20 protein-coding genes are annotated in these 26,981 nt (G+C 46.6%); 13 read left to right on the top strand and 7 right to left on the bottom strand.

The window, feature by feature from the left end:
* The first annotated feature begins 25 nt into the window (after positions 1-25).
* Both VEJY3_RS24255 and VEJY3_RS24250 read left to right on the top strand, forming a co-directional pair.
* Entirely contained in the window at positions 26-877 is an 852-nt protein-coding gene (locus VEJY3_RS24255; RefSeq protein WP_014235081.1) for a taurine ABC transporter ATP-binding protein, read from the top strand.
* Entirely contained in the window at positions 877-1,857 is a 981-nt protein-coding gene (locus tag VEJY3_RS24250) for an ABC transporter permease subunit (RefSeq protein WP_014235080.1), read from the top strand. Before VEJY3_RS24255 ends, VEJY3_RS24250 begins: the two co-directional genes overlap by 1 nt.
* Positions 1,858-2,017: 160 nt before the next feature.
* Here the strand turns inward: VEJY3_RS24250 and VEJY3_RS24245 are convergent, their stop codons facing one another.
* A complete protein-coding gene (locus tag VEJY3_RS24245) occupies positions 2,018-2,263 on the bottom strand; it encodes a DUF3297 family protein (protein WP_014235079.1) in 246 nt (81 codons plus the stop codon).
* 289 nt (positions 2,264-2,552) lie between these two features.
* Here VEJY3_RS24245 and VEJY3_RS24240 point away from each other — a divergent pair, with 289 nt between their 5' ends.
* The 3 genes from VEJY3_RS24240 to galM are packed head-to-tail and all read left to right on the top strand — an operon-like array spanning position 2,553 to position 6,032.
* Entirely contained in the window at positions 2,553-3,947 is a 1,395-nt protein-coding gene (locus VEJY3_RS24240; RefSeq protein ID WP_014235078.1) for an MFS transporter, read from the top strand.
* Positions 3,948-3,957: 10 nt separating this feature from the next.
* The gene (locus tag VEJY3_RS24235; protein ID WP_014235077.1) at positions 3,958-4,896 is read left to right on the top strand and encodes a glycoside hydrolase family 43 protein; all 939 of its coding nucleotides are present in this window, start codon (positions 3,958-3,960) and stop codon (positions 4,894-4,896) included.
* Positions 4,897-4,952: 56 nt separating this feature from the next.
* On the top strand, positions 4,953-6,032 hold the full coding sequence (galM, locus tag VEJY3_RS24230; protein ID WP_014235076.1) for a galactose-1-epimerase: 1,080 nt from the start codon (positions 4,953-4,955) through the stop codon (positions 6,030-6,032).
* 63 nt (positions 6,033-6,095) lie between these two features.
* Here galM and araC read toward each other — a convergent pair whose 3' ends face one another.
* From araC to VEJY3_RS24210, 4 genes are all read right to left on the bottom strand, one after another.
* The gene (araC, locus tag VEJY3_RS24225) at positions 6,096-6,932 is read right to left on the bottom strand and encodes an arabinose operon transcriptional regulator AraC (protein WP_014235075.1); all 837 of its coding nucleotides are present in this window, start codon (positions 6,930-6,932) and stop codon (positions 6,096-6,098) included.
* Between the two features lie 436 nt (positions 6,933-7,368).
* The gene (gene araA / locus VEJY3_RS24220) at positions 7,369-8,871 is read right to left on the bottom strand and encodes an L-arabinose isomerase (protein WP_014235074.1); all 1,503 of its coding nucleotides are present in this window, start codon (positions 8,869-8,871) and stop codon (positions 7,369-7,371) included.
* A gap of 63 nt (positions 8,872-8,934) precedes the next feature.
* A complete protein-coding gene (locus VEJY3_RS24215) occupies positions 8,935-9,669 on the bottom strand; it encodes an L-ribulose-5-phosphate 4-epimerase (protein ID WP_041170449.1) in 735 nt (244 codons plus the stop codon).
* On the bottom strand, positions 9,662-11,365 hold the full coding sequence (locus tag VEJY3_RS24210; protein ID WP_014235072.1) for a ribulokinase: 1,704 nt from the start codon (positions 11,363-11,365) through the stop codon (positions 9,662-9,664). Before VEJY3_RS24210 ends, VEJY3_RS24215 begins: the two co-directional genes overlap by 8 nt.
* A gap of 381 nt (positions 11,366-11,746) precedes the next feature.
* Here VEJY3_RS24210 and VEJY3_RS24205 point away from each other — a divergent pair, with 381 nt between their 5' ends.
* From VEJY3_RS24205 to VEJY3_RS24180, 6 genes are all read left to right on the top strand, one after another.
* Positions 11,747-12,745, top strand: coding sequence for an arabinose ABC transporter substrate-binding protein (locus VEJY3_RS24205; protein WP_014235071.1), 999 nt, complete (start codon positions 11,747-11,749; stop codon positions 12,743-12,745).
* Positions 12,746-12,804: 59 nt separating this feature from the next.
* Positions 12,805-14,322: an L-arabinose ABC transporter ATP-binding protein AraG gene (gene araG, locus VEJY3_RS24200; RefSeq protein ID WP_014235070.1), complete on the top strand. Its 1,518-nt coding sequence runs from the start codon at positions 12,805-12,807 to the stop codon at positions 14,320-14,322.
* A 17-nt stretch (positions 14,323-14,339) separates the two neighbouring features.
* The gene (gene araH / locus VEJY3_RS24195) at positions 14,340-15,329 is read left to right on the top strand and encodes an L-arabinose ABC transporter permease AraH (RefSeq protein ID WP_014235069.1); all 990 of its coding nucleotides are present in this window, start codon (positions 14,340-14,342) and stop codon (positions 15,327-15,329) included.
* Positions 15,330-16,085: 756 nt separating this feature from the next.
* The gene (locus VEJY3_RS24190; protein WP_014235068.1) at positions 16,086-17,060 is read left to right on the top strand and encodes a porin; all 975 of its coding nucleotides are present in this window, start codon (positions 16,086-16,088) and stop codon (positions 17,058-17,060) included.
* Between the two features lie 228 nt (positions 17,061-17,288).
* On the top strand, positions 17,289-19,400 hold the full coding sequence (locus VEJY3_RS24185; protein WP_014235067.1) for a TonB-dependent siderophore receptor: 2,112 nt from the start codon (positions 17,289-17,291) through the stop codon (positions 19,398-19,400).
* 86 nt (positions 19,401-19,486) lie between these two features.
* Positions 19,487-20,410: a Fe(3+) dicitrate ABC transporter substrate-binding protein gene (locus VEJY3_RS24180; RefSeq protein WP_014235066.1), complete on the top strand. Its 924-nt coding sequence runs from the start codon at positions 19,487-19,489 to the stop codon at positions 20,408-20,410.
* 203 nt (positions 20,411-20,613) lie between these two features.
* On the opposite strand, the gene VEJY3_RS24175 is transcribed toward VEJY3_RS24180, so the two are convergent.
* Positions 20,614-22,080, bottom strand: coding sequence for an arylsulfatase (locus tag VEJY3_RS24175; RefSeq protein ID WP_014235065.1), 1,467 nt, complete (start codon positions 22,078-22,080; stop codon positions 20,614-20,616).
* Entirely contained in the window at positions 22,077-23,573 is a 1,497-nt protein-coding gene (locus VEJY3_RS24170) for a sulfatase (RefSeq protein WP_041170447.1), read from the bottom strand. Before VEJY3_RS24170 ends, VEJY3_RS24175 begins: the two co-directional genes overlap by 4 nt.
* A 135-nt stretch (positions 23,574-23,708) precedes the next feature.
* Here VEJY3_RS24170 and VEJY3_RS24165 point away from each other — a divergent pair, with 135 nt between their 5' ends.
* A complete protein-coding gene (locus tag VEJY3_RS24165) occupies positions 23,709-24,911 on the top strand; it encodes an anaerobic sulfatase maturase (RefSeq protein WP_014235063.1) in 1,203 nt (400 codons plus the stop codon).
* Positions 24,912-25,259: 348 nt separating this feature from the next.
* Complete coding sequence (locus VEJY3_RS24160) at positions 25,260-26,981, top strand: DUF2264 domain-containing protein (RefSeq protein ID WP_014235062.1); 1,722 nt, start codon at positions 25,260-25,262, stop codon at positions 26,979-26,981.

The raw sequence follows: 26,981 nt of genomic DNA, 5'->3' as shown, positions 1-26,981 counted from the left end.
ATCTACAAATACAAGGAAGTATCGTATGTCTACAGAGAAAACACTGAAAATAGAAGACGTGTCGGTCGTGTATGAAGATCGTCAGGGAGGAGAACCCGTCCTTGCTCTATCGGGGGTTAATTTGGAGATAGAACAAGGGGATCTGGTCGTTGCACTCGGAGCTTCGGGTTGTGGCAAAACGACGCTATTGAATTTGATGGCTGGCTTTATCACTCCAACAGAAGGGTATTTAACCTTGGGCAACTCATCGGTGGAAGGATTACCTCGTGTGGCTTTAGGGCGTGATATTGGCGACCAAATTGTGGGCCCGAGCGCTGACCGAGGCGTGGTGTTTCAAAAACATGCGTTATTTCCTTGGCTTAACGTCATCGAAAACACAGCATTTGGTTTAAAGCTTAGAGGTGTGAGCAAAGAAGAACGCTTGGAACGCGCAGCCAAATACCTGAAATTAGTTGGTTTGGAAGATTTTCATCAGCACAAGGTGTATCAACTTTCTGGCGGTATGCAGCAGCGTGTTGGGATAGCCCGAGCTCTGACGAACGACCCGAGCATTCTGTTGCTGGATGAGCCGTTAGGTGCACTTGATGCGCTTACCCGCGAGACCTTACAAGAGCTGCTTCTCGATGCGTGGCAGACCACCAACAAAATGATGTTCTTTATCACTCATAGTGTCGAAGAAGCTCTGTTTATGGCATCTCGCCTCATCGTGATGTCGCCAAGACCGGGGCGTATTACCCATAGCTTTGACCTGGACTTCAACAAACGCTTTTTGGAATGTCGGGATGCACGAGCCGTTAAATCGATGCCTGATTTTATCGAGATGCGAGAAAAGATCCTTTCCATCATTCACCAAGATGAAGTACCGGAGGTGGCGTAATGACTCAAGCAGCTATGGTTACAGGAACAGGTGCGGTTACAGAAACATCCGCAGAAACGGAAGTGAAACAAGATCGCGTACAGGACAAAACCAAACAAGTGACGGTTGAAGAACGCAAGCAAGATAGTGTGATTCACAAAACGCCCCCTTTTTATGCGCTTATCAAAGCAATAAAGAAGAAGACTTTAGTGCCGGGCAACTATTATGGCGAGCCGGGGCAGGGCGACTCTCGATTAGTGTCGGTTATTGCGAGTATTTTCTTTATCGCACTATGGGCACTGGTCACCGAAATGGGCTGGGTAAAACCGCTATTTTTGCCCGCTCCGAGTGCAGTGATAGAGCGTTTTGGTGACTTGGTGGTCAATGGTTTTTCTGGCGTGTCACTCACGGAGCATCTGGCCGCAAGTTTAGGGCGCGTATTTGGGGCGTTTATCCTCGCCGTTGTTACCGCTGTGCCAATTGGTATTCTTATCGGCTCTAATGTGTGGATTCGCGGCATCTTCGATCCCTTGATTGAGTTTTACCGCCCTTTACCTCCACTTGCTTACCTGCCTTTGGTGATCATCTGGCTTGGCATCGATGAAACCAGTAAAGTGACGTTGATTTATCTGGCGATGTTCGCGCCAATCGCATTGAGTGCCCGAGCGGGTGTGAATTCAGCGCGTAGTGAACAGATTCAGGCGGCGTATTCCATGGGGGCTTCCAAAGCTCAGGTGCTTTATCACGTCATCATCAAAAGTGCGATGCCTGAAATTCTGACGGGTCTGCGTATCGGTATTGGCTTTGGCTGGACCACGCTGGTGGCGAGTGAAATGGTGGCAGCAGAAGCGGGGATTGGCTTTATGGTGCTCAATGCCGCAGAGTTCCTTGTCACAGACGTTGTGATCGCAGGCATTATTATTATCGGTGTGATTGCCTACGCGTTTGATTTGTTTATGCGTTATCTGGAGAAAAAACTGGTGCCTTGGAAGGGTTATTAAGCGCCGAGTGGATGAGTTTTATCGAAGAGGTCAGCTATCAAAGCTGGCCTTTTTTATGTCCTAAACTTTTCTATTTCCCAAATAACATAGAAACACAGACACGTGGTTCTAGAAACAATAAAGCCTGGATAAACCAGGCTTTATGAGCAGAAAGGAAGGCTTACACGTAGTACGCTTCAACTTCGCCTTTCAATTTGATCAGCATTGGGTTACCGAAACGGTCTTTTGCTTTTGGAGACGCGATTTTTACCCAGCCTTCGCTCACGCAGTATTCTTCAACGTCAGTACGTTCTTTGCCGTTGAAACGAATACCGATTTGGTGGTCGAAGCACTCTTTCACGAAGAATGGGCTACGAGGGTTACCTGCAAGGCGATCTGGTAGAGCTGGTTTAGTAGTGTCGTTCATTTTATGACCTGGATTCCGTAAAGAAAGTGCGCCATTGTAGTCAGTGTCCGCGTCGTGTTCAAGATAACCTTACTCCAACCTGTGACTGATTGTCTTTTATAAGTTTGTACTGCCGTAGTTATCGTAATTTATTCGTCCTGATGTCTTGATTCGCATCCTGTCACATAAACAGATTGGCTGAAGGCATGCACAAAATCGCTATCACCATGTATCTATGAGATTCCTAACAGCCAGACCTCTGATTCCTAAGTAGTATCCCTGTCATCGTGAAAACAATGGATTCGTCCCTATGTATAAATATAAATTACCTGTCCTTGAGAAAATCGGTTTCGGAGCCGGTGACATGGCGGTCAACGTAGTGATTTCATCAATGATGTTAATCATTACCTTCTTCTATACGGATATTTTTGGTATTAAACCCGAAGACTTAGCGATGCTATTTATCGTAGTTCGATTAATCGACGCAGTGACCGACCCGGTAATGGGTATGATTACTGATAAGTTTACCTCTCGTTGGGGCCGCTACCGCCAGTATCTGCTCTTTCTAGCCATTCCTTTCGGAATCTCGGTTTACCTAGCTTTCAGCACGCCAGATGGCGATTACAACACCAAGCTAGTTTACGCTTACGCGACGTACATCTTTGTCACAGTCATGTTTACCGCGGTGACCATTCCTTACATTTCCCTCATCAGTGTGATGACCGATGACCCGAAAGAGCGATTGTCTGCGAACGGTTATCGCTTATTCTTCGCTAAAATCGCGGCGTTTCTGGTCACCATTATCGTACCGCAGCTATCAGCAGCTTGGGGTCAAGACAACATTCAATTGGGTTACCAATACTCGATGGGGCTTATGGGACTGATGGGCACACTGCTGTTCTTGTTCTGTTTCGCGACCACCAAAGAACGTATTGAACACGTGGTCGACAAAAAATCATTTAAAGACCAGGTTAAGTTGTTGAAGCAAAACGACCAATGGCTGGTGCTTTGCGCGGTATGTGTCACGGGCACTATCGGCTATGTAATTCGTGGTTCAGTGGCTGCGTATTACGCTAAGTACTACCTTGGTGGTGACGCAGGCACAATTTCAGCCTTCCTTGCGACGGGTGTCGGTGCGGCGATTCTGGCGATGGTGGCATCAACTTGGATTACTAAAAAGTACTGCAAAATTAAACTGTTCCGTTATAGCCAGGTCGCGGTACTGTTACTGAGCGCGATGCTTTACGTTTTCGTTGGTCGTGATGATCTGGCGTTGGCTTTCGTGTTGTATTTCTTAGTTTCGTTCGTGGTGGATTTACATGCGCCAGTGTTCTGGTCAGCCATTGCAGAAGCGGTCGACTACGGCGCTTACAAAACCGGTCAACGTGTTTCTGGCCTTGCGTTTGGCGGCATCTCATTTAGCCAAAAACTAGGTATGGGTATCGGCGGCGCAGTGGTAGGTTGGCTACTGACATTCTTTAACTACGTACCAAATGAAGCGCAATCGGATTACGCACTGACTGGTATCGCACTGATGCTGACGGTGATCCCTGGTTTCTTCCACTTCTTAATGGGTTCACTGATGTTCAAATACAAAGTGACCGATAAGTACTACCAGTCGATGACGGCAACGAACATTCTGGAAGAAGAGAAAAACCTAAGCGACGTTCAATCTTCAAAACCACAATCAAATTACGCAAATTAAGGTAAGCAGTATGACTGATTTCGTAAACCCTATTATCGAGCAGCGTGCCGATCCGCACATCTACAAACACACGGATGGCTACTACTATTTCACCGCTTCGGTACCGGAATACGATCGCATTGAGATTCGTCGAGCAAAGACCATCGCGGAGCTCGACACGACCAGCGAACTGATCAACGCATGGTACAAGCCTGATACAGGCCCATACAGTGATTTAATCTGGGCGCCAGAGCTGCACTTTATCGATAACGCTTGGTATGTCTACTTTGCTGCCGCACCGTCTAGAGAAATCATCGATGGCTTGTTCCAGCACCGTATGTACGCGATATCGAATTCGAACCCGAATCCGATCACACCGGAATGGACGTTCGAAGGGCAAATCGACACTGGTATGGATACCTTCTGCTTAGACGCGACCTCGTTCAGCCACAATGGCGTTAACTACTACGTGTGGGCGCAAAAAGACAACAACATCGGCGGCAACTCAAACTTGTACATTGCTGAATTGGAAACGCCAACCAAGCTGCGTACCGCGCCACAGTGCCTGACGATTCCAGAGTTTGAGTGGGAGCAAATCGGCTTTTGGGTTAACGAAGGGCCATCGGTAATTCACCGCCATGGTAAATTCTGGATGACGTATTCCGCCAGTGCGACCGACGAAAACTATTGCATGGGATTGCTCTATGCAGATGAAAATAGTGACCTGCTAGACCCGAAAAGCTGGGTGAAAGCCAAACAACCAGTGTTTAAAACCAACTGGGAGAAAAAGATTTACGGGCCAGGTCACAACAGCTTTACCGTTGATGAAGAAGGCCACGACCTATTGGTTTATCATGCGCGTGATTACACCGAAATTGAAGGCGACCCACTCTGGGACCCTAACCGCCATACGCGTATCAAACGCCTCATTTGGAAAGATGGTTTCCCACTCTTCGGCGAAGCGATTTAATCCTGTTATATCAGTACCTGCGATTTGCAGGTACTGTGTTTTTGAAAGGAGCCTCTATGCCCAACAGCATTATCCCACCCGACTCGATCAAGGCTGCGATTGAGCACGATCTTTTCACCGATGGTAAGCCTGCGACGGTTCATATATTACGTAATCATCACGGCATGACAGCTACCTTTATGGACATTGGTGCCACATGGCTAAGTTGTCAGCTTCCGACTTCCTCTGGGCCAAGAGAAGTTCTGCTCGGCATGACCTCGCTGCACGATTATCAGTCTCATTCTGCTTTTTTAGGTGCGACCATTGGCCGGTTCGCCAACCGCATTGCTAAGGGGCAGTTCAACTTAAACGGACAAACCTATTCCATTACTCGCAACAATAATGGCAATAGCCTACATGGCGGTATTGAAGGTTTTGATAAACGCCGCTGGCTAGTGAAAGATAAAAGCGATTCACACATTACTTACTGTTTGATGTCTCCCGATGGTGACCAAGGCTTCCCGGGGAACCTTACTGCTGAAGTGGCTTATACACTGACGGAAAACAATCAGCTATGCATCGAATACTCGGCGATTTGTGACCAAGACTGTCCAATAAACCTGACCAACCACGCCTACTTTAATTTAGACGGCGCGGAATCTGGCAAGACCATTCTCGATCATGAGCTGCAATTGCTGGCCAACGAATACCTGCCGACTGATGAAGATCTCATACCAACTGGCGAGCTGAAAGCAGTACAAGGGACCAGTTTTGACTTTGGTCGCTCTCAGGTAATCAGAGATCGATTGTTAGAGGATGAAGACCAGAAGCTAGCCAAAGGCTATGACCACGCTTTTACCTTAACCGAAGAGTTAACGGATGGCGTTAGCACTATCGCTCGCCTGACTAGCTCAGACAAGCTGGTGGAGATGTCAGTGTTTACCGATAAACCTGCGATTCAGTTTTACAGCGGTAACTTCTTGGCAGGAACGCCTTCTCGCAATGGGGAGTATCGCGATTATCAAGGCCTAGCGCTTGAAACTCAGTTCTTACCGGATTGCCCAAACCACCCAGAATGGCCAGAGGCGAACAAACGCTTTATTACTCAAAAGTCGTTCTATCAGCATCAAACCAGTTACCAGTTCAACTTTCAATAATCATAAATAATTCGGGCAGGAGAGATTCCTGCCCGACATGTATACTCAGCGTCTTAAGGTTACTTACATCACTTTCTCACGATAGAGTTTCGGGCTTAACCCGGCTTTGTTCTTAAACACACGCGAAAAATAGAGTGGGTCCGAATAGCCAATCAAGCGAGAAATTTGGTTGATGGAATAGTTCGATGTCACCAGTAACTGTTTCGCTCGGCTAATTCGTTGGTCATCACGCCACTGGATTATCGTCATCCCAACTTCGTCGCGGAATAAATGCCCCAATCTCGAGGGCGACAAACACACAAGATCGGCTAATTTTTCGTTGCTGAAATCTTCATTGAGGTGTTTGGCCATGTAATTCAACACGTTGGTGATTCTTGGATCAACGAGTTTCTTGATCAGGTTCGGCTGGTTCATTTTACAGCGTATCAATAGCTGCTCTAGCAAGTTGAGCGTCAACTCATCGCTGTAGGGCTCGTCCTTTTTACTCAGGTCTTCAATCTGCTTAAACAGCTGCTCGAGCTTTTCCTGAGCGTCAATGTGCACACCTTTAGTGATAAACACACCGTTGATGCAGCTTTCCCACTTGAGACGGTTTATCCAGTAGGCTCGCGGGCGAAAATAGATCCAGCGATGATGCCAGTCTTCAGCCTCTTCTGAGCGGTGGTAGTAGTGCGGTACACCCGTTGGAAAGAGTAGTAAATCGCCTTCATTAACCGTAAATGATTCGTCACCGTGAAATACGGTGCCCTGACCTTTTACCGTCAAATTGATGATAAAGCCCTTCATCCCATGAGGACGGTCAATAACAAAGTCTAGATCGTTGCCTTTTGAGATTGGCGTTAAACCCGCAACTAAATGAGCATTGAAGTCATATCCAGGTTTCAAGGGATCGTTTTGCATTCTATTTTCCGTATAACAGCATTAAAACTTGCCGCAAAATCGCGCGGCAAAAAAGTAAACCAGAGTGGGAGGCGTTGTTTAAGTCGTTGTTTTAACGCTTCACCATAATTATCGGTTGCAGCCATTATGTTGTTGCGATGGCAGGCACCTAGTTCGCATATCACATCGCTACGCCACAACCTGTCATGCTAAGCATGGATTTATCAGTATAGTTGTCACAGACCGCACTGCTATCCTTGTTCGTTTGGCATACGCATAACCCACAAATTCTACTCGATTACTTTGCGCAGTAAAAAAATAGGTAACGAAAACGAGAGGTAGGGAATTGTTCAAGCTAATAGGGAGGGTGGCATGATGTGCGGGAAGTTGGATGTTCAAAATATAGCGAAACACCTACTCGACTGACCCCCTCAGCCGAATAGGTGCATGCGTGTTTTTAGATACCGCTGCTAAAACGGTAGAACAGACTGTTGTGTTTCAGCTCTGTTTTGAAGTCACGGATGGTGGTGTTCTTGTCAATCACAACCAGCTCGATACCAGCAAACTCAGCGAAGTCTTCTAGCATATCTAAAGTGACGTTTTGCGTGTATACGCTGTGGTGCGCGCCACCCGCATGAATCCATGAAGCCGCAGATACTTCCAGGTTAGGCTGAGGTTCCCAAAGCGCGTGTGCCACTGGCAAGTTTGGTAGATCTGATGGCGGTGTCACGGTATCAATTTCATTCACCAACAAGCGGAAGCGGTTACCCAAATCAATCAGGGTTGCCACTAATGCCGGGCCCGCTTTGGCGCTGAAGATCGCACGTGCGACATCGTCAGTTTTACCGATAGTATGGCGATGAATCTCAATCGATGGTTTGTCAGCGGCGATAGTCGGGCACACTTCCAACATGTGCGCGCCCAGTACCTGTCCTTCACCTGTTAGGTTGTAGGTGTAGTCTTCCATGAACGACGTGCCGCCAGGTAGACCTTGACCCATGGTTTTGATGATGCGTGTCAGCGCGGCCGTTTTCCAGTCGCCTTCGCCGCCGTAACCATAGCCTTTTTCCATTAGGCGTTGTGTTGCCAAACCAGGTAGGTTAGTCAAACCAGTCAGGTTTTCAAACGTGTTCACAAACGCCATACAGCCGCGCTCTTGCAGGAAGGTTTCCATGCCTAGTTCAAGGCGAGCTTCATTCTTAAGAATTTCCAACTGTTCTGGCGTTTCAAAAATCTCCGGAGCGATTCGGTACGTTGAGCGGTACTCTTCTAGCAGGGCATTGATTGCGCTGTCTTCGACTTTGTTCACGACTTCAGTCAGCTCACCCAAACCGTAGGCGTGTACTTCAAAGCCAAATTCGATTTGTGCGCTAACCTTGTTACCTTCAGTTACCGCTACCTGGCGCATGTTATCGCCAAAACGAGCGACACGCAGAGTATGGCTCTCGTGCCAACCAATTGCCGCGCGACACCAGTGGTCGAGCTGCTTACGTACAGAAGGCTTCTGCCAGTGACCAACGATAACGCGGCGGTCCAAGCCAAGGCGCGTACCGATAAAGCCAAATTCGCGGTCACCGTGCGCACTTTGGTTCAGGTTCATGTAGTTCATGTCGATGCTTTCCCAAGGCAGCGCTTCGCTGAACTGGGTGTGGAGATGAACAAACGGTTTATTCAGTTGCTTAAGACCTGAAATCCACATTTTTGCTGGCGAGAAAGTGTGCATCCATAGCACTACACCCAGACAGTTTTCATCGTTGTTTGCTTGCTGGCATACGTTGAGGATTTCTTCTGGCGACTTCACTGTTTCTTTACATACAACAGGCACGCACACATCGTCGCTCTGGTTGAAACCAGCCACGATCTCTTCGCTGTTCTTTGCCACTTGCTCCAATACTTTAGGACCGTATAGGTGCTGTGAACCGGTGATAAACCATACAGATTTGTTTGTTAAATCTTTCATAAGTGCCTCTGTTATTCTGTGTCGCATTGGTCGCCTCGCTACTTGCCAGGCGACAATTGTTGATTATTTTTGTCCGTAGTACGCGTCTTTACCGTGCTTGCGTAAGTAGTGCTTATCCAGCAAGGTCTGTGGAATCGGTAACGTGCTCGGGTTGATAGACAGTGTGCGGAACGCCATTTTTGCCACTTCTTCCACCACCACGGCGTTATGTACGGCTTTATGTGGGTCGGTTCCCCAGGTAAATGGCGCGTGCTCGCGAACCAAAATTCCGGGAATCGCCATTGGATCAGTTGCGCCAATCGTTTCAACGATGACTTTGCCGGTATTCAGCTCGTAATCGCTTTCTATCTCTTGTTGAGTCAAAGCGCGGGCGCAAGGAATATGACCGTAGAAATAGTCCGCGTGCGTGGTGCCGAATGCAGGAATCGCCGCGCCCGCTTGCGCCCATGACGTCGCATAAGACGAATGGGTATGCACGATGCCGCCGATTGACGGGAACTGGCGGTATAGCTCTAGATGCGTCGCGGTATCAGAAGAAGGTTTAAGATTGCCTTCAATGATTTCGCCTTGCAGATCCACAACCACCATGTTTTCCGCACTGAGTTCGCTGTATTCGACGCCACTTGGCTTAATCACGACTAAACCGGATTCGCGATCGATGCCTGAAACATTGCCCCAGGTGAAGGTCACGAGGTTGTGTCGCTGAAGATCCATGTTCGCTTGCCACACCTGATGACGAAGCGTTTTCATGCGTTCAGCGAATGAATCCACGTCACTCCATGTTGTTTGTTCAGACATCTTCACGCTCCTGAGATTGATGGAACTCTGCCATTTGTTCCATGTGTTGACCGAGTTGACGGTAAGTGGCGTAGCGCTCTGCTCGCAGTGCTTGCACTTGTGGGTTTGGTGAGTATGTTTGACGAACAGGGCTTGCCATGACGTCTTGCGCTGCTTTGGTGTCTGGGTAAACGCCAGCCGCGACTGCCGCAAATATCGCTGCCCCTAATGCACAGCATTGATCCGACTCAACCACGATGATTTCTCGACCAATCACATCCGCACACATCTGCATCACGAACGGGGATTTCTGCGCAATACCACCGATGGCAATCACGCGTTCAACCTTGACGTCTTGCTCGATAAAGCAATCCACAATCGCTTTGGCACCGTGAGCCGTTGACTCAACCAACGCTGAGAAGATGGCTGGTGAAGCACTGCCAAGGTTCAAATCACTGATAGCACCTTTTAGTCGTTGGTTGGCGTATGGTGTGCGTCGGCCATTGAGCCAGTCCATCGCGACAGGTGTGTATTTGTCGATACCCTGCTGCTCCGCGGCTTGCGAAAGCATTGGCAATAAGTCAGACGCAATTTCGTCAGCGGTTTTTGCAAAGTCTGGATTGCGCTCAGCGTAAGCCTGCAATGGCCACATCAGAACGTTCTTAAACCAAGCGTACATATCACCAAACGCAGATTGTCCTGCTTCTAGCGCCAGTAGCTCTGGCATCGCACTACCTTCAACCTGGCCACAAATGCCGTGAATGGTGCGATCGCCAACCTGATCGGCTTCAACCATCAAGATGTCACACGTAGAGGTACCAATCACTTTAACCAAATCATTGGCACCGGCACCGGCACCCACCGCGCCCATGTGACAGTCAAACTCGCCAATTGCAATCGCAATGCCTTCTGGCAAGCCCAGTTTTTCTGCCCATGCTTTTGACAGGAAACCAGCGGCTTGGTCCGAAGTGAATACTTCTGTGAACATACGATCGCGTATGCCATCCAGTGTTGGAGAAATCGCGCTTAAAAACGCTTGGTCAGGCAGACCGCCCCAGCTGTCGTGCCACATGGCTTTATGTCCGGCAGCACAAATACCGCGACGCAGTTTTTGCGGATGCTGAGCGTCAGCGAGAATCGCTGGAATCCAGTCACAAAGTTCTACCCAGCTGTACGCGCTTTTAGCAACTTGTTCGTCTTGTTCGCTGACCCAAGCGGCTTTAGCCCAGAACCATTCCGATGAATAAATACCACCGATGTAACGGGTGTAATCGGTGAAATCACCTGAGTGGGCAAGCTCGTTGATCAGATCCGCCTTAGTTACCGACGTGTGATCTTTCCAAAGGACAAACATCGCATTTGGGTTGTTCTCGAACTCTGGTAGTAATGCCAGGATGTTGCCGTTTTCATCAATTGGGGCTGGTGTTGAGCCTGTGGTATCGACACCGATACCAACGATGGAAGAGGCCAATTCAGGTGAAACCGTGGTCAGTACTTCTTGGATCGCACTGGTCATTGCATCCAGATAGTCTTGAGGGTGATGTCTGAATTGAGATTGAGCAGGCTGACAATATAGCCCTTTCATCCATCGCGGGTAATAGACGACAGACGAAGATACTTCACTGCCTGTTTGTGCATTTACGATAAGGGCACGTACGGAGTCTGAACCGAAGTCCAAACCAATGACATGCTGTTGTTGTGTGTTTAATGTGTCCATGACTGCTCCAGCTTTTGGTCAGCAAACTAAATCTACTTGTTGTTATAGCTAGAGGAGGGACGTTATCCCATAAAGAGGTCTGCTAACTTTATGGACAAAAACGTCATGGACGATTTTTTGTGTTCTTTTTAACACCTTCTTCTGTCAGGTCGGAAAAGCAAGAAACCAGCGAATTCAACGTTTGCATTAGGCTGGTATTGGGTTGCTTACTGAGAATTTGGATCATTGGTCGCATAATTGAGATCTGTGTCATAGCCACACTGGCTAAATGAATGGACAAATTCGCTACATTTTTCCGCTGTGATTTTTGTCACTAACAAATGTCCCTAAATCCACAAATATGTATAGCGAACACTCACCTCTACCAGTGGATGGATAACAATGAAACTAAAAAAACTACTCACAATCGCTGCCCTATCTGGCGTAACTATGCTTAGTGCTTCGGCCAACGCATTTTTCGGTTCAAATGATGACACCCGACTAGGCTACCTAGTTAAGCAACCTGAAGAGCCATGGTTCCAAACGGAATGGTCATTTGCTGAAAAAGCCGGTAAAGATTTAGGCTTTGAAGTAGTAAAAATGGCGGTGCCAGATGGCGAAAAAACCCTGAATGCTATCGACACTCTAGCGGCGCAAGGCGCGAAAGGCTTCGTTATCTGTACTCCTGACCCTAAATTAGGTCCTGCAATCATGGCGAAAGCGAAAAGCTATGATCTAAAAGTTGTCACTGTTGATGACCAGTTCCTAAACGCGAAAGGCGAGCCAATGACAGACGTACCATTGGTTATGATGGCAGCGACTGCTATCGGTGAACGTCAAGGTACAGAGCTGTACAAAGAAATGCAGAAGCGTGGCTGGGATGCTTCGACAACTGGCGTTATGGCAATCACTGCGGACGAACTTGATACGGCGCGTCGTCGCGTAGACGGTGCTATCTCGGCTCTGGAGCAATCTGGATTCCCAGCTGATCAAATTTACCGCGTACCAACCAAAACCAATGATATTCCAGGAGCACTGGACGCTGCGAACTCTCTACTTGTTCAATACCCAACAGTTAAGCAATGGCTAATTGTTGGTATGAACGACAACACAGTATTAGGCGGCGTACGTGCAACGGAAGGTCAGGGCTTTGGTTCAGACAACGTAATCGGCATTGGTATCAACGGTGTGGATGCGGTTAACGAACTTGCGAAATCTCAACCGACCGGTTTCTACGGTTCACTATTACCTAGCCCGGACGTACATGGCTACAAGAGTATCGAGTCTCTATACAAGTGGGTAAAAGAAGACGTTCAACCAGAGAAATTTGTTGAAGTTACGGACGTTGTTCTTATCACTCGTGACAACTTCAAAGACGAACTGGCGAAAAAAGGGCTGTAAGCTCACTTTCGGTGACGGCCGGCTTGGTCGTCACCAACTGATTTAACGGAGAGAATGTCATGGCGAAGTCCCCCTCTTACATAGAGTTTCGAAACATCTCGAAGCACTTCCCAGGTGTTAAGGCATTGAACAACGTGAGCTTCCGCGCCGATGCGGGCAGTGTTCATGCTTTGATGGGTGAAAATGGTGCTGGTAAATCAACGTTACTCAAAACCTTAAGTGGTTTTCATAAGCCTACGGAAGGTCACATCGCTATTGATGGTAAAGAAGTAGCGCTGAATTCAACCAATGATGCGCTTGAGCACGGTATTGCCATTATTTATCAAGAGCTCAACTTGGTTCCTGAGTTGACGGTTGCGGAAAATATTTATCTTGGTCAACTACCAACCAAGGGTGGTCGAGTGGATACAGAAACCCTCAACAAGAACGCACGAGTTCAGTTGGAGCGTTTAGGTGAAACATTCGACCCATCTTGCCAGCTAAAAGAGTTGTCTATTGGCCAATGGCAGATGGTGGAAATCGCCAAAGCACTAAGCCGAAACGCACAAATTATCGCATTTGATGAGCCAACCAGTAGTTTGTCACAGCGCGAAATTCAAAACTTATTCAAGGTTATCCGTGAACTGCGTGATGCGGGCAAAATCATTATGTACGTATCGCACCGTATGGAAGAGATCTTCGACCTGTGTGATGCATTAACTATCTTCAAAGATGGCCAGCACGTGCAGTCATTTACTGACCTTTCTCAGCTGACTAACGATCGTCTAGTTGAACTGATGGTTGGCCGTGAAATTAGTGACATCTTCAACTACCGCCCGCGTGAACATGGTAAGAGTGGTTTACGCATTGAAAACTTCGAAGGCCCAGGGTTAACCGCACCGGTGTCACTGGATGTCAAACAAGGTGAAGTTCTTGGTTTGTTTGGATTGGTTGGCGCAGGTCGTACTGAGCTTACTCGTCTTATTTTCGGCGCAGATAAAAAGACAGGCGGCGATCTTTACTTACACGATGTCAAAATTGGCGTCAAAAACCCGCAAGATGCGATTCGTTACGGCATTACGCTTTGTTCGGAAGACCGCAAAGCAGACGGCATCGTTCCTATCATGTCGGTACAAGAGAACACCAACATCAGTGCTCGCCCTTGGCATTTAAAATTCAAGAGCTTGATTGATTTCGACTGGGAAAAGAAGAATGCCTCGAAGCAAAAAGAAGCGCTGAATGTCAAAGCTTCTTCTCTGGAGCAGCCAATTGGCAAGCTATCAGGCGGTAACCAGCAGAAAGTGATTCTTGGTCGTTGGTTATCAACGGCAATGAGCGTCATCTTACTGGATGAACCTACTCGTGGTATCGATGTGGGCGCCAAATCTGAAATTTACGAACTCATTTTTAAGCTGGCAGAAAACGGAGTAACGGTACTCGTTGTTTCCAGCGATTTACCAGAAGTGTTGGGTATCTCTGACCGTGTACTTGTTATGAAAGACGGCGCGGTAACCGGTGAACTACAACGCGACGAATTTAATGAACAAACCGCGCTTCGTCTGGCCATGCTAGATAAAGAAGAGTCGGCAGCCGCTTAAAATTAAGGAATATCATTATGTCTACTTCTAACCCTACAAAAGCGATAGAGTCAGCTCCAAAAACTGGCAGCTTTAGCTTCGGTAAAATCTGGGATAAATTCGGAATGCTAATGGTGTTTGCAGGTCTGTTTATACTCTGCTGCCTTTTCGTTCCCTACTTTGCAACCTTCATCAACATGAAAGGCTTAGGCCTGGCAATCTCAATGAGTGGTATGGTGGCATGTGCCATGCTGTTCTGTCTTGCTTGTGGTGACCTTGACCTTTCTGTTGCTTCAGTAATCGCATGTTCAGGTGTTGTCACCGCTGTGGCTATCAACGCGACCAGCAGCGTCGTTCTGGGTGTGGGTGCAGGCCTGCTTTCTGGTGTGGCATTTGGCCTGTTAAACGGCTTTGTTATCGCCAAACTGCAAATCAACGCACTGATCACGACGCTCGCAACCATGCAGATCGCTCGTGGTCTAGGCTACATCATATCTGACGGTAAAGCGGTAGGTATCACAGAAGAGAGCTTCTTCGCGTTAGGTAATTCTTCTTTCATCGGTATTCCGACACCAATTTGGCTAACACTGATTACATTCGCTGTCTTCACATTCTTACTGAACCGTACCGTTTATGGCCGTAATACACTGGCGATTGGTGGCAACGAAGAAGCTGCACGTCTGGCAGGTGTAAACGTGGTTAAGACCAAGATGATGATCTACACCATCTCTGGTTTCATGGCTGCACTAGCGGGTGTTATTCTGGCTGCACGTATGACTTCTGGTCAGCCAATGACTTCGGTTGGTTTTGAACTGGTGGTTATCTCTGCTTGTGTTCTGGGTGGTGTATCTCTAAAAGGCGGTATCGGTAAAGTCTCTTACGTTATCGCTGGTGTATTAATTCTGGGTACTGTAGAAAACGCGATGAACCTACTGAACATGTCTCCGTTTTCTCAATACGTTGTTCGTGGTTTAATTCTACTAGCAGCGGTTATCTTTGACCGCTACAAACAGACAGCAAAAGCATAAATGAATTGCTGACCTAAGAACGCTACAAATCACTAGAAAGAGTCCCTTCAGTAATGAGGGGACTTTTTATTTTGTCTATCTTAAAACCCATTGATCTACTGAGTCTTGCTGGTTGGTTGAATCTGCAAAGCTTACGAACTCATCATAACATCCCACCCCTCAGAAACCTGGAACACAGCGATTATACGCGCAAGCACTCGAGCATCATGCTGGATTTAGGGCTCTTGTCTGCTGTTTAGCCAGCGTCTCAATTATGTGAAAATCATAATCCTCAAAGATGCGAAATCAATTATCTTCAATGTTCAGAGATATATTTATATATCCGATCCCGCTCTTAGCATTTTTAAAATAATAATGAATATATCTATAAATAGACTTGCGATTCATATCTAATTTTTATTTTTATTATTTCATGATTTTATTATCACTGTATTGTTTGTTTTTAAAACATATTTATATATCAAACCCCGCCACCTCAATAATGATTGATCTTGTGTTTGATCTTAATCAATAAAATACGCCGTAAACTAGTAATTTAAATGCATGAAACTGCATATCGTGACTTTGCAAATATAGGTTTAATTATGATCTAGATCTTGTTTATTAAAAATAAAATAACATTTCAATTTTAAATTAAATTTATTTCGATAATATTATCCCAGAAGCACATTCAGCATAAGAATGTAATCTCTTAGCCTATAAATACTTTTAATACAATTAGTTGCGATGAAAATTATGCAACACATGGAGTACGATATGAACATCAAACCTTTAGCTATTGCAATTTCTGTTCTATTTACTGGTGCAGCAGCAGCTGGCGAAATTTACAAATCAGACGAAAATACAGTTGAAATGTCAGGTTGGGCAAAAGGTATCGCAATCTACGTTAATGCTGATGATAAAAAGAAAGAACCACACGTATTTACAGATGCACACCTAAAAGTTAAAGGTACGCATCAATTGAATGAAGATGCGAAACTAATCGGTTCTTTCGCAATTAATGCTGGCGACAGTGTGACAAAAGAAAACCGTAATGCAGAATTCGCTGATATTAAATTAGAATTTGATCACACTACTTACGGTAACTTCTCTTTCGGTGATACAGGTAACTCATTCGGTGCAGTTGAAAAAGCGAAACAAGGAGAAGGTTCTAACCTATACATCATCGGTCAAGGTGGTGTAGATGGCCAAGGTATCCGTTACAAGAAAACAATCAACGATCTTGAGTTTTCAGCAAACTACGAAACGGACAGTGACTCAGACAACGAAGCAAACTTTGCTACATCTCTAAACTACAAAGTAGACGATTTCTCTGCAGCGGTAGCTTACGGTTCTGACGGTGACAAAGCTAACTCTGTCGGTTTAGCAGGTGACGTAACACTGGGTGATTTCAAATTTGGCGCGGCATTCATTTCTTTCGAAAACGCAGCGAGCTTGAAAGCTAGCGACAGTGTAGAACTTAAGCTTGAATCTCCAAACGACGGTGAAACTTACTCTGTAGCAGCAGCGTACACATTTGACTGTTTCAAAGTTTACGGTTCACTTCAATACGCAGACGGTGACCTACAAGGTACGGCTGTAGAAGCGCAAACTGCATACCTAGGTCTTGGCTACGATGTAACAGATTCATTCAAAACAGACTTTGTCGTTCAAACTGGTTCTGTAGAAAAGCAAGGCGAAGAGAAGAAAGACGGTTACGGCCTTAAGTTTGTAGCGAAATACTCGTTCTAATTTCCAGTTCTATTAATAATCCACTGCTTTACCTTACTTAAAGCCACCCGCATTCCGGTTTGAATGCGGGTTTTTTGTTTTTGAAGAGAGGATGTTGCGTTAGTTTTTTGTTGTCGTCTGTGTTTTTAAGGTAAATAAAAAATGTTTTTCAAGTTAATGTTGAAAACATAATTAATATTTGTTCTCATTCGTATTTGTATGTCATATATAATGAAACGGAATGAACGAATGAACAAAATGTTGACCATGCATCCTTTGGCTATTGCGATAGTGTCCTCGCTAGCTTCAACAACGATGGTATCTCAGGCAAGTGCTTCACCTTCTGAAGTCAATACGACAGCAATGGAAACCGTTGTTGTTACGGGTAGCGTGATAGGTAATTCTGAAATTGAAGATGTTAAAGAATATCCAGGCGCACGAACCATCATCACCAGTGATCAAATCAAAAAAACGGCGGCAAGTTCGATTGATGGCGCGCTGCAAAGTGTTCCTGGTATCAAAGTTCAGGATGAAACCGGAACGGGAGTCCTACCCAACATTTCAGTGCGTGGTTTAAATGCGAGTCGCAGTGGTCATGCTCAAATGCTCATGGATGGTGTTCCCCTAACCCTCGCACCATATGGCCATACTGGTCAGTCTATTTTCCCAGCGACGTTGTCCATGGTTGAACGAATTGACATTGTTCGCGGCGGAGCGGCGGTTCAGTACGGACCAAACAACGTAGGTGGCGTGATCAACTTAGTCACCAAACCGATTCCCCACACTTGGCAGACGGAGATCAGTAATCGTCTGACAGTATTTGAAGGCGGAGATACACCGCTCAACGATTTCTACCTGAGAACTGGGGGGTGGTTAAGTGATACTTTCGCTTTGCAATTGGAAGGTAACTTTTTAAAAGGTGAGAGCTTCCGTGAACATTCAGATACGGATGTGAAAAATTTCCAAGCCAAAGTTCAGTGGTTACTTAGTGATACGCAAGAGCTTCAGGCATTTATTCAACGTTATGAAGCAGACACTCAAATGCCGGGTGCACTTTCTCCTGAAGATTATCAGCAAGACCGTGAGCAGTCGAAACGCCAATACGATGAGTATCAGGGTGAATCGACGCGTTGGAGCGTAAAATACATTCACGATTTAGCCTTTGCAGACAGTGCTGAACTTGAGTTACTCACCTTTGGTCATCAATCTGAGCGTTTTTTCCAGTGGGGCTTTAATAGTGCTGGTGGGCACTGGGCTGATCCCGCTTTGCCGTCCACTGATATTCGTACCTCACCTCGCGAATTTACTGTGTATGGTATCGAGCCGAAATTAGCAATGTATTTTGGTGAAGGTCAGTCCGTTACTCAAAACTGGATTATTGGTGCTCGTTACGTAAACGAAGATATCGACTACAAACTTACGCAAACGCCTCTCTCTGGAGGTAACACCAATGTTCCGCGTGACTGGCACTTAGATACCGACGCGTTTGCGGGTTACATCAGCAATGAAATTGGTCTATTCAACGATACACTCAAAATCACGCCTGGATTGCGTTTTGAATCGGTTGATATGAGCTTTGACGATCTTGGAAAAGAGCAAAGTGCAGATAATAAAGTGACAGAGTGGTTACCCGGTTTGACGCTGGCTTATAGTCTCAATGAACAGTGGGTTACCTACGCAAATGCGCAAAAATCTCTGCGTGCACCTCAGATTGCTTACATTCGAGGCTTGGGTGAAGAGGGCAGTGAGTTGGCGTGGAACTACGAAGTGGGCGCGCGTTTTACTCAGAACGAGACAAGTTTCAACGCGGCAATTTACCGCGTTGATTTCGAGGATCAACTGCAATGGCAAAGCGCGACGCAAACTTTTGACAACATTGGTAAAACGCTGCATCAGGGTATTGAACTGTCAGCTCGATATGTTCCCGAGTCATTACCGTTACTCAGCCTCGGCGTAAGCTACAACTACTTAGATGCCACACTCGAAGAAGATGGTGACAACAAAGGCAATCAGCTACCGTTCTCTTCCAAGCACCAACTTGGCTGGGATGCGACTTATGTCTTCTCTGGCGTAGATACCACTTTATCTGGTTTCTATTTCAGCGATGCGTATACCGATAACGCCAACACTAGCTCTGAGGATAGTACGGGAGCGACTGGTAAAGTACCGTCTTATATGGTCTGGAACTTTAACTTAGGTACGGACTTATACAAGGATGAAAAAGGTAAGCTGCGCATGAATGTCGCCGTGAACAACCTGTTTGATGAAGATTATTACTTCCGCGGAATCGATACTAGCCCTGTTGGTCGCTACCCAGCACCTGGACGCTCATACACGCTTGATCTCAACTACCAGTTTTAGTGCTTTGAACTTGATTTACTGATCTAGAAAAAAGTCGTCGGCTTAAGTTGGCGACTTTGCCGATCATAGTATTGGAGAATATTGTTATGGAAAATAAAGCTAGATTGGCGACTGACCGTTTTTTGGTGTGTTCACTAATGTTGCTTATGCTTGTCATTGCTTCATCTTCAGCCATGGCTCAGATGCGCACCGTTCAAGATGAGCAGGGCACATTCGAGATAGAAACGACGCCAGAACGTGTCGTTGTTTTAGAGTTTTCTTTTGTGGATGCCTTAGCCGCAGTAGATGTGTCGCCAGTTGGTGTTGCCGATGATAAAGACCCAACACGCGTCATTGCCGCCGTTAGAGAGAAAGTAGAACCTTGGCAGTCTGTTGGTGCTAGGTCACAGCCTAGCCTAGAAGTGATTGCGCAGCTAAAGCCGGATCTCATCATTGCTGACGCGGAACGTCATCGTACTATCTATGAGGATTTGCAGCGAATAGCGCCAACATTGTTGCTAAAAAGTCGTGGTGAGACGTACCAAGAGAATCTTGAGTCTGCATTAAAAATTGGTGTCGCGATTGGAAAGCAAGATCAAATGATGCAGCGAGTCGAGCAGCATCATCAAACGATGGCGCAGTTTAAACAGCACTTTACTACTCAAGAGACTATACAGTTTGGCGTCGTTTCCGACAAAGGTATGTGGTTACATAGTCCGGTGTCTTACGCTGGTGGAGTGTTAACGACTCTGGGGCTAAACAGTCCTCTGGACGACAAAACGCAAACGGCTTATTTGCCGACAAGTTTTGAGTTTCTTCTCAAAACTAACCCAGATTGGTTACTGATTGGGCTGTATTCCACCCCAAATGTTGTCGATGAATGGCGCAAAAATCCATTGTTCAAATTGCTGACTTCAGTCAAAAAGCAACAAGTTATCGAGGTTTCACCGCAACTGTGGTCACTCAACCGCGGTATGCTGGCGGCTGAAGAGATCGCCCATAATCTTAAAGCGCTTTTGGAACGCTCCTAATTCGTCACAGGTCAAAAACCTGCGATGGAGGAAAAACGAAAAAGCCAACCTCACAAGGAGGTTGGCAAATCTTACCCAGATGGGGGGAGGTAAGATCAGGAGGTCGCAAGTACGCTGTGCACTTCTGACTTAATTGAGTCAGACTGCGTACCAAAAATCGCTTGTAAACTGTCTCCAATCACCAGTACATCTAAGAGAAGCGATTAACGAGTGCGTGGTGCTTTAATACTCTTTTCAAGCAGAGCTGCTAACTCTTCAACTTTTTCGGGATACTGCTCGGCGAGATTAACGACTTGGCCAATATCATCCTGTAAATCAAATAGCTGAGCGCTGGAGAGGTTACCTTTTTCATTCCCCGTATATTGGCAGATAAAATCGTCATCGTGTGGCGGAATATAAGCGTAACGCTGGTCTCTGAATACCTTTTTGTATTGCATCCCTTCAAGCACCATATTGTCTCGGCCTTGAGGTTCCTTACCCAGTAACGTGTCCAGCAGCGGTTGGCTGTCTGGCGCTTCTTCCTCTTGCAGTTCAGAGCCGGTTAGCTGAGCAAAACAGTGATAAAGGTCGACTTGGTTGAACAAGGCTTCTGTTTCTCCTCGGGTAGCGCCGTTTGGCCAGCGGACAATAAATGGCACTCGCGTACCACCTTCAAACAGGCTGTACTTTCCGCCGCGCAGTGGGCCAGCCATTCGATGTTCGCCGTTGAACTCAACCGCTTGATCTTTATAGCCATCATTTAGTACAGGGCCGTTGTCGCTGGAGAAGATCACGATCGTATTATCAGCCAGTTGCAGCTCTTCCAATTTATCGAGGACCTGCCCAATGCACCAATCCATTTCGACGATTACATCGCCGCGAACACCGTGAGGTGTCACGCCTCTAAAGCGAGGGTTCGGAATACGCGGTACGTGCGGTTGATGCAAGGCGTAGTAAAGGAAAAACGGCTGATCTTGGTTTTGCTCGATAAACTCAATGGCTTTGTCGGCAAAGACTTCGCCCATGGTTTCATCATCCCAGATTGCGGATTGACCGCCGCGCATGTGACCGATACGGCTAACGCCATTGATGATCGTGCCGTCGTGGCCATGATCGTACATGACATCCAGAAGCTCTGGGTTGTGGCGGCCTGTAGGTACGTCATTAAAGGCTTGATCCCAATCGTAGGTCACTTCAATCGGGTCTGAAGGATCGAGGTTATCAACATGGCGATTGTCGATGTAGACACATGGAACACGGTCATTGGTCGCAGCCATAATGTAGGAATCGTCAAAACCGACATCGTTTGGTGTTCCCTGAATTTCTTGATTGAAATCGAGTTCACCATCGCCGAGCCCTAAATGCCATTTACCGACGATGCCGGTGCGATAGCCAGCCTTTTGGAACATTTTTGGCATCGTAAAATCAGAGATGGTGATGATCTGCGGGGCATCGCCTGGTAAAACAGCTGCGTTAGGGTTACGCCAAGGATAAGAGCCAGTCAGTAAACTATAGCGCGAAGGCGTACACGTTGCCGCTGTGGCATAACCTTGATGGAATTTAAGCCCTTCTTCAGCCAGTTTATCCAGGTTAGGCGTTGGAATGTCGTTGGCACCGTAACAGCTCAAATCGCCGAAACCGAGATCATCGGCATACATAATAATTACATTAGGGAGTGTATCGTTACTCATGAGAATTCCTTATCGGTTCCACTTTGAATGAACAAGTCATATGGAAGCAAGTGATCAAGCACTCGGCCGTCAGCCCATGGATCGTCGGTTCGAACCAATTCTTCTGCCATGGCGCGTAATAGGCGACGAAGGTCCGCTTGTTCAGGGTCGAAAGCTAGATTATTGGTTTGGTAGGGATCTTGGATGTTGTCGAAAAATTGGGTTTTTTCGACTTGGCCGAAATCATCAATATGTAGTGCTAAGGAGTAGCGCTCAGTCTTAATGCCTCGAACTGAAGCGAAATAGCCACGGATTTTACCGTCTGCGCCTGGCGCGGTATTCATGTTCTTCAGATAGAGAGCGTAAGTTGGGCTGGTATCCATCGAACCTGAGCGGAAAATCTCATCGAGATTGCGGCCATGAATATTGGTTGGGCAAGATGATGAAAGCCCCATCAATCCCAAGACAGTTGGCATAATATCAGCACTGCTCAAAAAGGCTGGGTGTTGATTTGCCTGACTCTGATCGGCAGCTTTTACGATGAAAGGTACTGAAAATGCCTCGTTATAGATGCAGTTTTTGGCATCATTTACGCCTTGGCTGCACAAGGTTTCTCCGTGGTCGCTGGTAAATACCACGATGGTATTGTCCCATTCACCCATCGCTTTCAGTGTCTCAACCAGACGGCCAAACTCACTGTCGGTGCCTGTAACATTGGCAAAGTAATAAGGCGCGCTATTGGCTTTTTCGAGGCTCGTATCAGCGTTTTCGCGCAATAAAAGATCATCAACAGGCGTGTCTTTGTAACGTAACCAATCTTCCATACGGCAATCGTCAAGGCTGTCGTATGGGCTGTGTGGCGGGTTCATCGACATAAACAGCGCAAAAGGTTTGTTTGCGTCGCGCTGGCCTTGTTCGTTCTTCAGATACTCAATCGCCTTGTCGGTTTCATGTTCTGCCGACCATACCTTTGGTTCGTGACGGCGGCCATCGGTGTCGTAGTAGTGGGGATTGTTGTGTTCATCAAACGTGCCGTATCCATACCAATAATCGATTCCATGGCGGCGCTGTGGTTCGGTGTACGAGTCCCAGGCAGGTACATTCGGGTCAACGTAATGACCGGGCTGCACTGGATCATTTGGTGTTGGTACATCCAAATGCCATTTACCGATATAGCCGACGTGATAGCCTGACATTGACAGGACATCAGTGAAACAAATCGCGGTTTCTGGCAACTCGGAATCAACGCGGTCTGAGTTACAGTTCAGTGGCACACCACTGCGTGACGGGAATTGCCCGGTCATCAAGCTACCGCGGTGTGGGCTACAAACTGGGCAGTTACTTACGGCGTTGTTCAGCAACGTTGATTGTTGGATAAACGCATCAAGGTGGGGTGTATGGACAGGGTCCCCCACACCGGGAATTAAGTCACGATAGTCAGGATTTTGCCAGATACCTAACGACATCAGGCGAAATTGATCGGGGAATACATAGAGTAAATTGGGTTTTTTCATGATTCACAATAATAGAGGGTTTGAAATATTATATTGAAACATTGTTTTATAAATGTTGTTTGCGATCACGGATTGATGATAAATTAAAATGGCGTTTTAAAATAATTCGTCAACTAATAACAAGGTGTAGTTACGGTGTCACTTATTATTCCCATCAGTAAAGCGAAAGCAAAGCGTCCGTTTCATATTTTGTCCAAACCGATTGGACCTTTGTGCAATTTAGATTGCGACTATTGCTTCTATCTCGACAAAACCGACTATTACCCGCAAACCAAGCAGTTTGATATGGGGGACACGACACTTGAGGCACACGTAAAAAACTACATAGAGAGCCAGCCTGCTGGTTGTCCGGAAGTGACGTTTGGTTGGCAGGGTGGGGAGCCGACATTAAGAGGGTTGGCGTTTTTTCGCCAGGCAGTGGCGCTGCAAAAAAAATATGCCCGCCCGGGAATGAAGATCATCAATACGCTGCAAACCAATGGTGTGCTGATTAACGACAGTTGGGCCGAGTTTCTTAAACAGCATGAGTTTTTGGTTGGGATCAGTATTGATGGTGATGAAGAATTGCATGACTACTACCGCAAAACACGCAGTGGGAAGGGCTCTTATCGTCAGGTGATCCAAGGTTTGCAGACGCTACAAAAGTATCAGGTCGATACCAATGTGCTGACTGTGATTCAAAACCACAACGGCAATCATGGTAAACGAGTATATCGGCACCTGACACAACTTGGGGTGACATTTATTCAGTTCATTCCAATTGTTGAACCGGAAAAAGGTAAAGGTGTTTCGGAGCGAAGTGTATCACCGACGCAGTTTGGTCAGTTTATGGTGGATGTGTTTGAAGAGTGGCGCAAAGGTGACATTGGTAAGGTGTACGTCAGCCATTTTGATAATGCGCTTGGTATGCATTTGGGTATGCCGTCTTCTATTTGTGTACATGCCCCTCAGTGTGGGGAGAATCTTGTGATTGAGCACAATGGTGATGCCTATAGCTGTGACCATTTTGTTTATCCAGAATTTAAAGTGGGGAATATCAACCAGCGAGATTACCCTGACTTGATAGAAACACCGATCCAGCAACAATTTGCTACCCGCAAGCCAACTGGTAGCCAAATCCATTGCCAGCGATGTGACCAACGTTCGCTTTGTCATGGCGCTTGCCCTGCGCAGCGGATCGATGCAAACGGGGAGTTATCTATATCCGCAAAGCATTATCTGTGTGACGGGTATTATCAGTTTTTCTCTCATCTTCGCCCTTACCTTGATGCGATGGGGCGATGCTTGCAACGTGGCTTGCCACCTCTCTATTACGCTCGATTTATGCGCCATCCTTAGGCTGGTGTGCGCATCCATCCTTTGAGCAATTCTGCTGGCATTGTTAAAGGGCATGCTGTCATAGCCTAATTTTTCTATTTCAGCGTGCTTACAATTCCGTAGTCCTATCAGCCCAGCACATCAGAACCCGTTTAATCTATGCTAAGAAAGCAAATTATTAATAAATGAAACATCGTTTTAATTTTATTGTTTTTGGTAGTTCAATTTTGTGAGCTAGGTGGGCATTGAACTAAAAAAATAAAACGTAGTTTTGATCTTTATATCAAAAATATAAAAAAGCGTTTCAATAATTATAGGTTATGAGTTTTAATTCATTCATTGATGATTTTGTTGTTAAGCGAGTAACCCGTGGCAATAAGTTTGAATTGTTTGGCAAATACGGCGCAAGGATGCACAGGCCGTTCTGAAACGCTGAAAATGCTAAAAGCGATTGTAGAGCGCCAAATGGATGTTGTTCGTGGAACAACACAAGACGTGCCGCACTTTAATAGCGCGGCGCACTATACAGAAAGCGTAGCGGGTATCGAACATGTTTGTCGTTTGATGTGGGGTGCAGTGCCAGCTGGAGAGGCGCTGAAAGATGAGCATGCCGAGTTGCGCCAGTTAATCGCCAACGGTACCAATCCCATGCACCAAGACTTTTGGCAGTTTCCACGCAATTATGACCAACGTGTGGTGGAGATGTCATCGATTGCAGTCGCGTTGATCGATGCTAACGAATTTTACTGGCAGCCGTTAGATCGCGAGCAACGCACCAATCTTGTGAGTTGGTTAAATTCCGTCTCCGATTTAGAGTTGCCACCAAACAACTGGCGCTGGTTTAGGGTTCTGATCTTAAAAGCACTATCGTTACTGGGTGTGGAAATTCAGCAACAGGTGCTTGAACAAGACCTCGCTTTTATTGATGAAATGCATTTGAAAAACGGGTGGTATCAGGATGGTCTCACAGGTGTGGTGGACTATTACAACCCGTTTGCTTTCCAACTTTACGCATTGGTGTACGCCCGCTGGGACAACTATCAGAGTGCTGGCAGTCAGCTTTTGCTTGACCGTGCAATAGAGTTTTCTCATCGCTATCAATATTGGTTTGGCGAAGATGGTCAGCCTCTGTGCTACGGCCGCTCGTTGAATTATCGCTTTGCTGGTGCTGCTTTTTGGGCGGAATTGGCGCGTACTGAACATCCTGATATTGATATCGCAACGGCAAAAAGCTACTGGATGCAAACCATGCGCTGGTGGGCGAATCAGCCGATATGGGATCAACAGGCACAGTTGTTACCGGGCTTTGCTTACCCTAACTTGCTCGTGAGTGAATTCTATACCAGTTACGCGTCACCGATGTTGGCACTTAAAGCCTTTAACGCCCTCTACCTGCCTGAACAGCATCCATTTTGGACGGTAGAAGAACAACCATTATCGAGCAATATGCCCGCCACGTGGATTGGTGATCGCCACCTGATTACCCGCCGTCAGGGTAGTTATCTGTTGACCAATAGCGCACCTGCAAACGAGCTGCGTAATTGTAATGACAAATACAGCAAGTTTGCCTATAGCTCCGCGCATGGACTGTGTGTTGAATCAACTAATTGGTTGGATCAGGGTTGGGCGGGAGACAATATTTTTGCTTTTGCTCATCCACAGACTCGTCAATGGTTTAGCCGCACCCGAAATATCAATAGCTATCGTGAAGGCGATGCACTGGTCTCTTTATGGCAGCCGTTTGAAGGTTGTGTGGTGAAAACGCGCCAACAATTTACTGAGCAGGGTGAACTTCGCAGCCATGAAATTACCACAGACTTTGCTTTGGAATTTGTGATGACAGGGTATGCCGTAGATGGCTGGTCAGCTTGGTTTAGCCATCAGGTGATTCAGCCTGCACGAGTGGAGTCTGAGCGGCTCTTTAGTGAACTGATTTTATTGCAAGGTGAGGGGAAAACCCGAGTCTACCCATGCGCACCCAACACCAATTTACTTTATCCCCAAGCTAGTGTTCCTGCCATTACTGGCCGTATCGAACCCGGTACACACCAGTATATTGTCGCCGTGAACGCTGGCAATGTGCCTCGCTGA

The organism is Vibrio sp. EJY3 (genome assembly GCF_000241385.1).
Lineage (GTDB): Bacteria > Pseudomonadota > Gammaproteobacteria > Enterobacterales > Vibrionaceae > Vibrio > Vibrio natriegens.
The sequence above is the reverse complement of the archived record's forward strand: the minus strand, read 5'-3'. Positions and strand labels throughout refer to the sequence as shown.